14 protein-coding genes are annotated in these 13362 nt (G+C 39.8%); 13 read left to right on the forward strand and 1 reads right to left on the reverse strand.

All coding sequences use genetic code 11. The annotated features are described in order from the left end of the window. The first annotated feature begins 19 nt into the window (after positions 1-19). The 10 genes from DI076_RS05810 to DI076_RS05855 all read left to right on the forward strand — a co-directional run bounded on the left by DI076_RS05810 (position 20) and on the right by DI076_RS05855 (position 8688). Positions 20-841, forward strand: coding sequence for a glycosyltransferase family 2 protein (locus tag DI076_RS05810; RefSeq protein ID WP_108959030.1), 822 nt, complete (start codon positions 20-22; stop codon positions 839-841). Further along, positions 828-1601 carry an LBBP_01157 family protein gene (locus DI076_RS05815; protein WP_108959031.1) on the forward strand — a complete coding sequence of 258 codons (774 nt, stop codon included), beginning with the start codon at positions 828-830 and terminating at the stop codon, positions 1599-1601. The genes DI076_RS05810 and DI076_RS05815 overlap by 14 nt, the downstream gene beginning before the upstream one ends. Then, positions 1591-2178, forward strand: a complete 588-nt coding sequence (locus DI076_RS05820; protein WP_108959032.1) for a D-sedoheptulose 7-phosphate isomerase — start codon at positions 1591-1593, stop codon at positions 2176-2178. Before DI076_RS05815 ends, DI076_RS05820 begins: the two co-directional genes overlap by 11 nt. Beyond that, positions 2165-2926, forward strand: coding sequence for an ATP-binding cassette domain-containing protein (locus tag DI076_RS05825; protein ID WP_108959033.1), 762 nt, complete (start codon positions 2165-2167; stop codon positions 2924-2926). The genes DI076_RS05820 and DI076_RS05825 overlap by 14 nt, the downstream gene beginning before the upstream one ends. Next, positions 2886-4367 carry an FHA domain-containing protein gene (locus DI076_RS05830; RefSeq protein ID WP_108959034.1) on the forward strand — a complete coding sequence of 494 codons (1482 nt, stop codon included), beginning with the start codon at positions 2886-2888 and terminating at the stop codon, positions 4365-4367. The genes DI076_RS05825 and DI076_RS05830 overlap by 41 nt, the downstream gene beginning before the upstream one ends. A gap of 1 nt (position 4368) precedes the next feature. Then, positions 4369-5199 carry a hypothetical protein gene (locus tag DI076_RS05835; RefSeq protein ID WP_108959035.1) on the forward strand — a complete coding sequence of 277 codons (831 nt, stop codon included), beginning with the start codon at positions 4369-4371 and terminating at the stop codon, positions 5197-5199. A 78-nt stretch (positions 5200-5277) separates the two neighbouring features. Further along, entirely contained in the window at positions 5278-6672 is a 1395-nt protein-coding gene (leuC, locus tag DI076_RS05840) for a 3-isopropylmalate dehydratase large subunit (protein WP_108959036.1), read from the forward strand. 1 nt (position 6673) lies between these two features. Then, positions 6674-7300: a 3-isopropylmalate dehydratase small subunit gene (leuD, locus tag DI076_RS05845; protein WP_108959037.1), complete on the forward strand. Its 627-nt coding sequence runs from the start codon at positions 6674-6676 to the stop codon at positions 7298-7300. Positions 7301-7308: 8 nt separating this feature from the next. Continuing rightward, positions 7309-7686, forward strand: coding sequence for an FKBP-type peptidyl-prolyl cis-trans isomerase (locus tag DI076_RS05850; protein WP_108959038.1), 378 nt, complete (start codon positions 7309-7311; stop codon positions 7684-7686). Then, on the forward strand, positions 7687-8688 hold the full coding sequence (locus DI076_RS05855) for a PLP-dependent cysteine synthase family protein (RefSeq protein ID WP_108959039.1): 1002 nt from the start codon (positions 7687-7689) through the stop codon (positions 8686-8688). On the opposite strand, the gene DI076_RS05860 is transcribed toward DI076_RS05855, so the two are convergent. After that, on the reverse strand, positions 8685-10391 hold the full coding sequence (locus DI076_RS05860; RefSeq protein WP_108959040.1) for a patatin-like phospholipase family protein: 1707 nt from the start codon (positions 10389-10391) through the stop codon (positions 8685-8687). The genes DI076_RS05855 and DI076_RS05860 overlap by 4 nt on opposite strands. Positions 10392-10521: 130 nt before the next feature. Here DI076_RS05860 and recN point away from each other — a divergent pair, with 130 nt between their 5' ends. The 3 genes from recN to DI076_RS05875 all read left to right on the forward strand — a co-directional run bounded on the left by recN (position 10522) and on the right by DI076_RS05875 (position 13362). Next, on the forward strand, positions 10522-12231 hold the full coding sequence (gene recN / locus DI076_RS05865) for a DNA repair protein RecN (RefSeq protein WP_108959041.1): 1710 nt from the start codon (positions 10522-10524) through the stop codon (positions 12229-12231). Between the two features lie 75 nt (positions 12232-12306). Beyond that, positions 12307-12924: a MotA/TolQ/ExbB proton channel family protein gene (locus DI076_RS05870; RefSeq protein ID WP_100717075.1), complete on the forward strand. Its 618-nt coding sequence runs from the start codon at positions 12307-12309 to the stop codon at positions 12922-12924. A 6-nt stretch (positions 12925-12930) separates the two neighbouring features. Continuing rightward, on the forward strand, positions 12931-13362 hold the full coding sequence (locus DI076_RS05875; RefSeq protein WP_108959042.1) for an ExbD/TolR family protein: 432 nt from the start codon (positions 12931-12933) through the stop codon (positions 13360-13362).

A 13362-nucleotide genomic window follows, 5' to 3' on the forward strand; every position in this document is an offset into this window, starting at 1 on the left:
AGAATAGGTTTTAACTCCTATGGATGGCAAGAGAAAAAGAAAATTGTCGGTGGCAATCATCACCTTCAACGAAGAAAAAAACATTGGTGATTGTATTCGATCCGTAATGACGTTTGCAGATGAAATCATTGTACTTGATTCATTAAGCACAGACAAAACAAAAGAAATCGCAACATCATTCCCCACCGTTCGATTTTTCGAAGCTCCTTTTCCGGGTCATGTGGAACAAAAAAACAAAGCGATTTCGTATTGTAAAAATGATTGGATCTTATCATTAGATGCAGATGAAAGAGCAAACGAAGAACTCCAAAAATCAATCATCACCTTCCTCGAAGCAGAGGAAATCCATTGTGAAGGATTTAAAATTGCAAGGCTTACTTTCCATTTAGGGAAGTGGATCCGTTACAGTGGTTGGTATCCCCAACGCCGGTACCGATTGTTCCAGAAAGAAAGTGCAAGTTGGGTCGGTGAAAACCCTCACGACTATTTAGAATTAAAAATGGGATCTCGGGGAAAGGTAATGAAAGGTGATATCTTACATTATAGTTTCACCGACTTTAGCCACCAAATTAATACGATCAATCAATTTTCAAGTATTGTTGCTTATACTCGTTATGCGAAAGGAGAATCATTCTCTCTTCTAAAAACAATTTTTAAACCCTTTGGAAAATTCTTTGAAATTTATGTATTTAAATTTGGTTTTTTAGATGGAATCCCTGGACTTTGGATCGCCCTTGCTTCCTCATTTTCGACCTTCCTAAAATATGCGAAATTATATGAGCTTGACAAATTGAAGTTGGAACGACCTTCCAATGTAAGAAAAGACTATGGCAAAAAATAGTTCAGAAAAGAAAACGGGATTTTGGAAAAAAATCCTTTCCTTATTCCAATCAGATCAAAATTCCAAAGGACAGGATTCTGAAAAACGGAAAAAAGAGCCAAAATCGTTTCTTATGGAATGGGTTACAGCAAGCGAATCTTGGAAAAAGAAACTCCCCACAAAACAGGTTAACTCAGGCCTTGTTACCGAAACAAAGAAGTTTCGCTTAACAAAAACAAATGATAAACTATTTCGAATCGAAGGTGAGGATTATTCCATCATCTTAGTTACCGATAACCATTTGTATAAAAATAAAGATGGGAAATGGGCAGGTGTGTTATTTGTTGATGAGGGTGATTTGAACCAAAATCTAACCAAAGAGATTGGGAAATTGGATGACTTTCTGAATCAATTTGCCATACCCAAAGCAGATCTCTTTTTAGAGACCGATGCTCCCAAAGATGATTGGCGGGTTGTTCTAAGTTGGGAAAGATTTTGGCAGGAACAATTGTTATTACAAATGTCTCCAAACTCTATGGCACTTGTTATGTTAGCCATTGGAGAGGAGTGTAAAGATTTTTTTGTTAAAATTGCAACGGAAAGGCAAAAACGCCTAGTACGGGATGAATTGTTTTATTTGAATTTAGGTGTTAGTAAACAAAACAACCCACATTCCAAAACAAAAAATCTTTATGGTTTTGGTTACGCATTAAAAGAATTTGGTAATAAAATCAATCTGATACAAGAAAGAAGAGAAAAGGAAATAGAACATGGAGCATAGTACAATCATCCAATCTCAAATTGAGGAATCCATACGAGTCAAAGAACAACTCCTTCCTTCTTTATTACCAAATATATCCGCTGCAGGAAAACTGTTAGTGGACGCATTACGAAATGATGGAACCTTGTTTTTTTGTGGTAACGGTGGATCTAGTTGTGATGCATCTCATATTGCAGCAGAATTGGTTGTACGTTACAAATCAGGGAATGAAAGGAAAGCAATTCCTGCCATTGCTCTGAACAGTGACCAAGCAGTGTTAACAGCTTGTTCCAATGATTATGGATACGAATTTTTATTCCAAAGACAAATCCAAGCGTTTGGGAAACCGAAAGATGTATTTATTGGGTTAACAACTTCTGGAAATTCGCAAAACATCATTTTGGCGGTTGAAGAAGCCAAAAAAATTGGAATGAAAGTTGTATTACTGCTTGGTGGAGACGGTGGAAAATTGAAAGGAAAAGCAGATGTGGAAATAATTGTTCCTTCAAAGGTCACTGCAAGGATTCAAGAATCCCACATTCTAATTGGGCATATACTTTGTAGTATCATAGAGAAGGAATTGTTTGGACTCGACTAAAATTGCTGTCATCCAAATTCAAAATGCCTCATTAATCACAAAAGAAGGCCACTCCATTTGGAAATCCATTGGAATGGAAATCAAAGCCGGAACCATTCATGGTATCATCGGCGAATCTGGATCCGGAAAATCGACTCTTGCTCTTGCTTTATTTTCCAATTTGCCAGACGACTGCAAAATCAGTTATGATCAATTTTCTGTGTTAGGTTGTGACGTTTTCTCAAATGAATTTCCTGAGAAAAAAAATGTTTTCCTCGTCCCTCAGAATCCCAATTTAGCCTTCCATCCTTATCGAACCATTGGGAGCCAAGTTTTGGATTTTTTGAAACTTTCTAAGTTAACCAATGTCACAGAAGAAATGGTTCTTTCCTATTTTGATCAATTATCCATCCCACGTGGGCATTGGAAACGGGTTGCCAAAAACCTTTCCGGTGGTGAAAAGCAGAGGATCTTACTCACGTTAGCATTCCTTCGATATCCAAAAATTCTTGTTTTAGATGAGCCAACAACGGGACTTGATGCGTTTTCTGAAAAAATTGTATTGGAAACTGTCCAAAACTTTGCAAAATCAGGGATGACAGTTGTTTTTATTACTCATGAACTTAGGATCATCGAAAGTCTAGCATCCGAAGTTACGATAATGAAAGAAGGGGAAGTGATTGAAACACTTCCCATTTACAACCACCAATTGGAGCCAAATTCGGAATATGGGAAACAACTTAAGGAAGCATCTGTTTTATTTCGGTAGGGTTGTTTTCCTTTTTTTCATTGTTTTGCCTTTATCCTTATTTCCTGAAGGCCAAGTTTCATTACGTTCCATTGACCTAAGGTCCTATCCAGAAGTAAAACTCCGTTTGCACGTGAACGGAAATTTAAATACCAGTGGTTATACCCTCCAAGAACAATTGGGGAATACGGTACGACTCACTGAAGACATCCACTTATCTCAACTTGAAACTAAAAATCCAATTTATCTGAATATTTCGATTCCTAGTTATACAAATGCGGAAGACAGAAGGTGGTTACTCCAACTTGTGCAACAACTAGTCAGATTTTCGGAACAAAGTGGAGGCCACTCTAAACTCCATATCCAGTCGGACCAAACATTACATGTGTTTGAAAGGATTCGTTCCCAAGTTTTGGATGTTTCGTTTCCCTTCCCAAAGGAAAATAACCTACAGTTTCCGATTCGCAATTGGGAACGATTTGTTGATTCGATTCCAACGAATGAAACCAAAGAGGATCATATCTTATTGCTAGTGAGTTTTGCAAATGAATGGCCTGATCGATTTGAAATTCCAGAGTTTGCTCGGCGTATCAATGGCAAGAACTTACATTTGATTGTGCTTTCACCTAATTCATTGGAAGCCAATAAACTTGTGAGTTATACAAAGGGAAATTTTTATCCAATTTCAAAGTCGGAAAGTTTTGAATATTTATTTTCTGATCTTAAAGCCATGATGAGTCCTGATTGGGTGATTTCTTATCTTTCTCCATGGAATTTATCATTGTGGAAAGAAAATGAAGTATTTGGGACCTTAACCTCTGTTACAAATGGTGTTCGGTTTGAATACCAATATCAAATTTCTTCCTTCAAAACTTTATATCTCAAAATTTCGGATCCTTTTGTTTTTTTCCCAGTCAGTCTCTTTCTTATTTTACTATGTATTGCTTCCCTTTATTATTTAAGAGGATTTGAACCGATTCAGAATGAAAGAAGGAATGGAATTGAGAAAACTGCGATCCTGGTTCCTGAAGGTGAGAATCTGGAACGAAAAGAAGAACTTGCCGTTTATGATCGTATGTATGGAGAAACCTTAGAGAAAGCTGCAAAGGATAGAGAAATTGCTCTTGTGACCAAAGAAAAGGAAATTTTGCCAGGAGTATCCTACACTTATGCTGTCATCCAAGTCAGGGAAGGGAGCCAAATCTATGAACCAATCCCTTTACAATGGGATGAGATGACAATTGGCAATTTTGAATCCAATCATATTGTCTTACATGATCCAAATGTTTCTGGTATCCATGCAAAGATAAAAAACCGACGAGGTAAATATATATTGTTTGATTGTCTTTCCCACTCGGGTGTATACTTAAACGGCAAAAAATTATTACGCCCAAAAGTTTTGCATAATTTGGATGAAATACAATTGGGTAAATCCATCCTTACGTTTCGAGGGAGATACTAAAATGACGGCAGTACAAAACTTGGGAAAATTAATCAATTTCACCGCTTGTTTGATTTCCCTTTTTGTATTTTTATTTTGTTCGGGTGAAACAAAAAAAAATGATTCTGCAACTTCTCTTTTCCTTGCTAAAGAATCGGGAGCCAGTGGATGTACGGTGGCAGGACTTGGATCTCAATTAAAAGCGGGTTATACAGGGATCACAACAAGTTCCCAGTCAGTTTCGTTTTTACTCGCTGGGGATACCTATTATGCCGTGATGCAAATCAAAGGTGCTCAAATTGGGACAAGGGTAGTTTTGTCCCGGGTCACAAAAGTGGCAGTGTATTCTTCCTCGAGCTGCCCGTTGGAATTAAATGTTGCACCTCTTGCCAAAGAAGGTACCGAATACACCAAAACTGACTCAACCCAAACGATCATTAGTTTCACAAAATCTGGGAGTTACCTCCTGTATGTATACCAATCCGAAAGTGGCACTGCCAATCCTTTGTCCGTGTTAACGGATGGGACTGCGGTACAAACTGTTTCCGATTCAGACCTCACTGATTTATTGAATGGTGGTTCCACCAAAACTTACAAATTTGCCTGTGCCATAGGTGGTGGAGTTTGCCAAAATTATTATGGGTATTTGACAAGTTGCCTCTCGGGGACAAAACAAACAGCTAAGTGTACTGAGACTGGTGTGGTAGGATCCTGTAAGGTGACCCAATCCAGTGTGGGGTACATCATCAGTGTATACACAGCACCTCTCACTGGTGGGGCAGGCACCGCAGCCGCCCATTGTTCCAGTATTTCTGGAACATATGTAGACGGCTCTACTGTCCAAACACCTTAAGAATCAATCTATTTTTTCAAATTCCCTGGACACAGACCCCCATGTCCGAGTTATGACTGGAAGTGGGGGAGTCTAGTTATGAAAACCATGTTTGAGAAGATTTGGAATGACCATTTGGTTCACGAGGAAGATGGGACCTGCCTAATCTATATTGATAGACACCTTGTCCACGAGGTAACAAGCCCACAGGCTTTCGAAAGTTTAAAATTAACCAACCGAAAGGTGAGACGTCCCGATGCAACATTTGCAACGATGGACCACAACGTATCCACAAGGACTAGAGATTGGAAATCAGTGGATCCCATTTCCGTTTTGCAAATGCAAACGCTTATGGATAATTGTAAAGAAAACGGCATTACTTTATTTGATATCAACCATCCTGATAATGGAATCGTTCACGTGGTAGCACCTGAACTTGGTCTTACCCATCCTGGTATGACAATTGTTTGTGGGGATTCTCACACTGCGACACATGGAGCTTTTGGTGCCCTCGCTTTTGGGATAGGTACTTCAGAAGTGGAACATGTGTTAGCAACACAAACCCTTGTCCAAAAAAAACCGAAAACATTAGAAATCAGAGTGGATGGAAAACTTTCTCCACTTGTATCCGCAAAAGATATCGTACTTGCGATCATTGGAAAAATTGGAACAGACGGTGCAACAGGGTATGTGATCGAATTTACTGGAGAGGCCATTCGTTCTCTCAGTATGGAAGGCCGTATGACCATTTGTAATATGGCAATTGAAGCTGGTGCAAGAGCAGGTCTCATCTCACCAGATGAAACAACAATTAACTACATCAAAGGAAGAGACTTTGCTCCGAAAGGAGAACAGTTTGAGATTGCAGTTGCTAAGTGGAAAGCGTATGCGACTGACCCTGGTGCTAAGTTTGATAAAACAGTTATCCTGAATGCAAATGAAATTGCACCGATGGTGTCCTGGGGAACATCTCCTGGCCAAGTGATTCCAGTCACAGCAACAGTACCAAGTCCTAATGATTTTACTGACCCAGTCCAACGTAAATCCGCAGAATCAGCGCTTGCGTATATGGATTTAAAACCGGGCCAAAAACTTTCCGATGTGAAAGTAAATAAAGTATTTATTGGATCTTGTACCAATTCAAGGATTGAAGACCTTCGTGTTGTCGCAAACACAGTCAAAGGTAAAAAAGTGAGTAAAGACGTGGAAGCGATCATCGTTCCAGGTTCTGGCCGAGTGAAACGCCAAGCAGAAAGTGAAGGGCTCGATCAAATTTTCCTCGAAGCTGGTTTCCAATGGCGTAACCCAGGATGTTCGATGTGTCTTGCTATGAATGATGATGTATTGTCACCAGGAGATCGTTGTGCTTCCACTTCCAACAGGAACTTTGAAGGAAGACAAGGAAAAGGCGGAAGGACACATTTAGTGGGACCCGCAATGGCAGCAGCAGTTGCTGTAGAAGGTCATTTTGTAGACATTCGGGAGTGGAAATAAGATGAAAGCATTTACGAAATTAAAAGGCATCGCAGCCTTACTTGACAAAGCAAACGTAGACACAGACCAAATCATCCCCAAACAATTCCTTCGCAAAATCGAAAGGTCTGGGTTTGGACAACATTTGTTTCATGATTGGAGATTTCTGGACGATGCAGGCCAAAAGCCAAATCCTGATTTTGTCCTCAATGCACCTAGATACCAAGGGGCAAACATCCTCGTCACTCGAGACAATTTTGGATGTGGATCTTCTCGTGAACACGCACCTTGGGCATTAGAAGACTACGGGTTTCGTGCTATCCTTTCGCCTTCTTACGCGGATATCTTTTACAATAACTGCTTTAAGAATGGAATGTTACCGATTGTTTTACCAGAAGCGCAAATCGAAGAAATTTTCCAAACAATCGACAAAAAACCTGGTGCCAATTTGGAAATCGATTTAGAAAACCAAGTTGTGATCACAGAAGAAGGGAAAAAATACCCCTTCGAAGTAGATGCCTTCCGAAAACATTGCCTACTCAATGGTTTGGACGACATTGGTCTTACCCTCCAAAAAGCAGATTTTATTCAAAAATTTGAAGAAAAGAACCAAAAAGATGTTCCCTGGTTGTACAGGAAGAGTGTATAATTAGCCACATGAAACAGTTATTTTTAACTCTCAGTTTATTACTATTCGTGACAGGACTTTCTGCAGACGAACTTCTTATCCAGGACACCAAACAAGGATTAGGGAAAGAAGCGATCCGTGGAACGACAGTGGTGGTTCACTATACGGGAAAACTTACCAATGGAAAGGTATTTGATTCTTCTGTCGACAGAGGGGAACCATTTAGTTTTCAGTTGGGACAAGGCCAAGTGATCCAAGGTTGGGAACGGGGTATTGTCGGTATGAAGGAAGGTGGAAAACGTAAACTAACCATTCCACCAAAGTTTGGATACGGTGACAGAGCTGTGGGTCCAATCCCTGCCAACTCTACACTTGTGTTTGATGTTGAGTTAATTAAAGTTAAATAAATGATAGATCCAATTTCCAAAGGGATTGATGACTTTGGCAACAGTTTGTTGCAAGCGCTTAACAATGTACAAGGTATCTTTGGAAAGGAACTTTCCGTTGCCAAACCGATTAAAGACAATGTCTTACAGTTGATTGGCAACACTCCACTTATCAGATTGAATCGCATTGGTTCCGAGTATTCGGGAGTACAGTTTTATTTAAAGGCCGAGTTTTTAAACCCTACTGGTTCTGCTAAGGATCGAACTGCCATTGCGATGGTCTTAGATGCCGAGAAACGTGGAAAATTAAAGAAAGGAATGCCCATTATCCTTTCCGGTGCTGGTTCTTCCTCCGTTAGTTTCACATGGATTGGAAAGGTGAAAGGTTACCCTGTTTATTGCCTTGTTCCACTCACGACCTCTCCCGAACGTGTCCAACTCCTCAGGAGTTACGGTGCAGAAGTGACTGTGACAAATGAATCCGATCCTTTGAAGTTAACGGAACTCGCGGAAGGAAAGTCAAAAAAAATGGGTGGTTATTTGCCTGATGAGTTGGAAAACCCAGCCAATCCCAATTTTCATTTTAAAACAACAGGTCCAGAAATTTGGCGTGATTTACAAGGGAAGGTAGGTGCTGTGATCTCTGCACCTGGTTCTGGTGGTGCGATTACGGGAATAGGTCGTTACTTGAAGTCACAAGACAGAAGGGTTAAGGTCATCATCGCTGGAAAACAAAACTCACCTTTTATGGAATATGGAAAAACAGACAATCCAAAAGAACGTGAAAGGATCCGTCTTCCTGCAGTTTATGATCCAAAACTCATTGATCATTATTTCCATGTGACAAAAGACGAAGCCTTACACCTGCAAGCTGACTTATATGAAAAAGAAGGGATTTTTGCTGGTCTTACCACTGGTACTGTGATTACAGGTGCCCTTCGTTTTTCTGAAACACTTTCGGAATCAGAAAAAAATGAAAGAAACCCATTTAATATTGTGATTTTATCCCCTGATAGGGATTAGTTTTTTTCGCTAAACAGTTGTTTGATTTCTTCGAGTGAACTTTTCGTCACTGTTTCACCGAGTTCAATAAACTCCTTACTCCTCCAAAATTCAAACCAATTTGAATTGGGGAGGATCGGATTTAAATACACATCTGCTTCCTGAGCGCTATATTTACCAATACGATATTGCAACGAATACAAACTGTTCACAATGATATCGAGTACATTTAAGTTGAGGAGTTTGTTTGTTTTCATTTCATCTTTGGAACTCGGCATGGAGTTAATTGCGATGATTTTTTGGATCCCTTCTTGGGTCAGTGCAGAAACGGGAAGTGGGTTCACAATTCCCCCGTCTACATAGGTTTTTCCATTTTCTTGGGGTTGGGGTACAAATACTCCTGGGATGGAGATACTTGCCATGACAGCATCCAATACCTTTCCTTCCGATAATACAATTTCTTGTCTTGTTGAGATATCACAACTAATGAGCCTTAACTTGATCGGTAAATCATCAAAGTACAAATCACCTAAGTATTTTTCGAGAAGTGTTCGAACATGTTTTCCATGGAGTAAACCTTGGCCTGGAAAGGATAAGTCTACTAGTTTGAACATTTTAAACAGGCTATCAATTTCTCCGAGTAAGGGAAGGATTCCTTTGTAACCTAGGCCACTGGCCCAAAATGCACCGATGATAGCGCCAATACTTGTTCCTGCGATCATGTCTGGAATGATACCTTCTTCTTCCATCACCTTCATGATCCCAACTTGTGCAAGGCCGAGAGCAGCTCCTCCACCAAGAGCAACTCCCATCTCTACCCCTGAAAGTTCTCTTGCTTTCCTACGAATAAAAATATCCCATTTGCCGTGGTCTAGGATATCCCTGATATTTGTTTCGTGGTAGAGGATTTGATTTTCTTTTGCATCTTTCGTGATCGAATCACAAAGATTTGATTCTACATCTTTGGAAACAAAGTTTTCAATATGGTCAGCTTCATCTAGTAACAGTTGTTTGAGTTCAGTTTCTGTGTCAGGAAATACTTCTAAAAAAATAAAGGAATGGCTCGCATAATGTTTGCCTAAGGTTTCTTTGATGCGGTCTGCATCTTTGAATTTGTAAGATTTCGCATGAGGAGCAGACGGATTTCCATTTTGGCCAAAATGTAAGATGACTGCTTTTTTACCTGATTCCCTTTCAATGCTCGTTACCAGTTCATCGGAAAACCTGTCTTTTGCGATTGGATCGGAATGGACAAGGCACACCACCGAATTGCGAAAGTATTCTTTTCCACCTAACAGTTCTCCGCGTAAGGATTTTGTCAGCATTTTGGAAAAGGTGATGGATAGGTAGGGGATTTTTTGAATTAATTTTTGGAATTCTGATTGGGATAAAACCAAAAATCTGGATTCCGTGAGGGTAACAGCCGTATGGTAGTGTTTTTCTCCCGTTAATAGAGCTTGGATTCCAAAATATTCCCCTTTTTTTAAGTATTGAACTTCTTCTTCCCGTTTGCCTTCTCCTTTTTTGGGGAGAAACAATTTGATACCACCAGAAAGAATTAAAAATAAACTTCGATCACTATCACCAGCTGTGAAAAGGATTTCGTCACGTTCCCTTTCCACAATGTGAACTGACTCAGCCACCCAAGTTTTTTCTTTTTTCGAAAGACTGCGGAATAGGGGTAAACTTGAAACGAGGTGGATTTTGCCTTCAAGATCTTTCATAGGGTGCCTTTTCCACCAGTGTTTCAAAAAGGAAGGGAAGAGAAATTGAGAATTTTTAAGTTTTTCAAAAAATTTCGTTGACTACTTATATGTTAAGTAGTAACTGTTTGTATAGCAAACAGGAGTCTATATGATCACACATTTGAAAATTAAGGATTTTGCCCTTTTTGAATCTCTTGAACTTTCCCTTTCGGAGGGTTTGTCTGTCTTCACTGGAGAATCTGGTGCTGGAAAATCTTTAATTTTCGATGCATTGGCTTCGCTATTTGGTGGTAGGTGTTCCACGGCCAATATTCGGCAAGGGAAGGATCGTTATTCCTTACAAGCCGTTTTATCCCTCACCGGTCAAAACCAAACGAAAGATTATTTAATGGAACAGGGGTTTCGTTATACTGGTGATGAAATTGTCATCACTAAGGAACTAATGAAAGATGGAAAGGCAAGAGTAAAAATCGGTGAGAGTCTTGCTTCCACCACTCATTTACGAGAACTCGGCAAAACGATGGCAGAGATCCATTGCCAAAACGAACAACTTTTTCTTTTAGAAAAATCCAACCAATTGGAATTTCTCGACCGATTTGGAAATTTGGAGTCCCTGAAATTTAAGTTCAAATCTGCTTTACAACAATATCGCCATTGGAAACAAAAACTTTCTGATTTTGAAGAAACACGGAAAACAATGTTAAAACGAAAGGAAATTTTAGAATATGAAGTGGAAGAAATTGAGACAATTGCTCCGAAAGACGGAGAAGAAGAAAGCCTAAGTTCCGAAGAAAGTTTACTCGCTAACGGCGAAAAATTAGCAGAAAACTATCGTTTGGTGTTGGAAGAACTTTCGGAAAAGGAAAATTCGATTCTCAAAGTATTCCCAAGTCTCATCCATGCCATTCAAAAAGTAACCATTCTCATCCCTGAAAAAAGAGACATGTTAGAGGAATGGGAAGAGGTGTATGACAGACTTAAGTCACTGAAGTCTGTCATACGTGAAGAAGAGGAAGAATTATTTTTCAGTCCCGAAAGGTTGGATATGGTACAAGCACGGCTCCAAGACCTTAAAAAATTGAAGAAAAAGTACAATGGAAGCATTGGAGAAATCAACCAACTTTTGGAGGAAAAAAAATCAGAACTAGAACGTTGGAAAGAACAAGCAGGTGATGAAGATTTTTTACGAATCAAAAAAGACCAATGTTTGGCGGAACTCAAAGAATTAGGTTTCCAACTTTCTAAGTTAAGAAGGAATGCCATATCACAATTCGAAGAGGAAGTACAAAGGGAAATGGTTGATTTAGGTCTGGAAGGAGGAAAACTCCAAGTGGTCCTTCGATGGGAGGAAAATCCAGAGGGTGAGGTAGAGGAAGGATCTAAGTCCTATTTTCTTTCAGAAACAGGACTTGACCAAATCGAATTCTATTTCAGTGCCAACCCAGGAGAAAAACCTCGACCACTCCGAAAAGTAGCCTCTGGTGGTGAACTTTCTCGGGTGATGCTTGCACTGCGCAGTGTCCTTGGCAAACAAGCACCTTCTCCACAAATGTTGGTTTTGGACGAAGTGGATACAGGACTTGGAGGCGAAGCAGCAGAGGCAATGGCCACAAAGCTTAAAAAACTAGCACGAAATTCACAAATCCTGCTCATCACGCACACCCAACAGGTGGCAGCGGCGGGAGACCACCAAATTAAGATCGAAAAACGGCAAGAAGGTGGTCGAACTGTCTCGGAAGCTTCGGTTTTGGATTTTGAAGAGAGGAAACGGGAACTTGCTCGGATGATTGGGGGAAAACAGGTGACCTCGGCTGTCCTCAAAGCAGCAACTGACCTTTTGATGAAAAAAGCTGGTTAGTCCTTTAAAAATAGTATTTGGCGAAAAAGGGAAGACTGAAAACTCTATTCGTAATCCTTCAATGGGGTCTCATTCATGTCTTTTCCTTTCGCTAAATCAGATTCAATCATTTCATCGGTTCCTCCACAAACCATTCCCATCTTGATCATTTTTGTATCCATCGTTGGTTTTACCATCATCGTGGAACGACTTGTGTATTATTGGAGATTAAAAAGTATCCCACAAGATCACTTTCGTCGGGTAAGAGAACTTGCCAGAGAAGGTAAGTGGGATGATGCTAAAGATGTCCTAACACAAGATGTACAATCTCCCGCTGCAATCTTACTCCGAATGGCCTTTGATTTAAAACGCCGCGGTGTATCGTTTTGGGAAGAGGATATCAAACAAGAGGGATTCCGCCAAATTTATTTGATGGAACGTTATCTCACTGGACTTGGGACCATTGCAACCATTGCACCTTTGTTAGGAGTTCTAGGAACTGTGATTGGTATCGTAAGGTCCTTTGCAGAAGGTGCAGGAACACAAGGTGCAGAAGTGGGAATCTCGGAAGCCCTCATCACGACTGCGATGGGTCTTGGAATTGCCATTCCTGCTTATATTTTTTATAATGTTTTTTCTAGAATGAAGGAAGAAAAAATTACGGAAATGGAAAACGTAACAGATTTAGTTCTTCCTCATTTGAACAAACGATAACAAAAAATGAAATTTCGTAAAACGACAAAGTCATTTAATAATATCGAACTTGCACCGCTAATCGATGTAATTTCTTTTATCGTAATATACTTTCTGATGAATGCAACGTTGGAAAAAAATACAGCTTTAAAAGTGGAATTGCCAAGGTCATCCAGTGTTGCAAAAGAAAAACAAAAAGATGAACTAGTCATCACTGTTGATAAACAGGGTAAAATTTATTTGGATCAAAATTCCGAACCAGTTCCTTTAGAAAGTCTGACGGAAAAAATCAATGGGTTTTTGGGACCTGAAAAAGAGAGAGATCCAAAGAAAAACAAAGTGATCATTCGCGGAGATGGTGGTGCTTCCTACCAAGTTGTTGTTAAAGTGATTGATGCAGTGAATGCTGCAGGTGTTAGTCGCTTTAACCTAGCAATGGTAAAAGGCACTACTAAGTAA

The organism is Leptospira ellinghausenii, from assembly GCF_003114815.1.
Taxonomy (GTDB): Bacteria; Spirochaetota; Leptospiria; order Leptospirales; family Leptospiraceae; genus Leptospira_A; species Leptospira_A ellinghausenii.

Coding starts and splice junctions, on each gene's coding strand:
- DI076_RS05810 (WP_108959030.1), top strand. CDS start 20: ATGGATGGCAAGAGAAAAAGAAAATTGTCGGTGGCAATCATCACCTTC.
- DI076_RS05815 (WP_108959031.1), top strand. CDS start 828: ATGGCAAAAAATAGTTCAGAAAAGAAAACGGGATTTTGGAAAAAAATC.
- DI076_RS05820 (WP_108959032.1), top strand. CDS start 1,591: ATGGAGCATAGTACAATCATCCAATCTCAAATTGAGGAATCCATACGA.
- DI076_RS05830 (WP_108959034.1), top strand. CDS start 2,886: ATGGGAAACAACTTAAGGAAGCATCTGTTTTATTTCGGTAGGGTTGTT.
- DI076_RS05835 (WP_108959035.1), top strand. CDS start 4,369: ATGACGGCAGTACAAAACTTGGGAAAATTAATCAATTTCACCGCTTGT.
- leuC (WP_108959036.1), top strand. CDS start 5,278: ATGAAAACCATGTTTGAGAAGATTTGGAATGACCATTTGGTTCACGAG.
- leuD (WP_108959037.1), top strand. CDS start 6,674: ATGAAAGCATTTACGAAATTAAAAGGCATCGCAGCCTTACTTGACAAA.
- DI076_RS05850 (WP_108959038.1), top strand. CDS start 7,309: ATGAAACAGTTATTTTTAACTCTCAGTTTATTACTATTCGTGACAGGA.
- DI076_RS05855 (WP_108959039.1), top strand. CDS start 7,687: ATGATAGATCCAATTTCCAAAGGGATTGATGACTTTGGCAACAGTTTG.
- DI076_RS05860 (WP_108959040.1), bottom strand. CDS start 10,391: ATGAAAGATCTTGAAGGCAAAATCCACCTCGTTTCAAGTTTACCCCTA.
- recN (WP_108959041.1), top strand. CDS start 10,522: ATGATCACACATTTGAAAATTAAGGATTTTGCCCTTTTTGAATCTCTT.
- DI076_RS05870 (WP_100717075.1), top strand. CDS start 12,307: ATGTCTTTTCCTTTCGCTAAATCAGATTCAATCATTTCATCGGTTCCT.
- DI076_RS05875 (WP_108959042.1), top strand. CDS start 12,931: ATGAAATTTCGTAAAACGACAAAGTCATTTAATAATATCGAACTTGCA.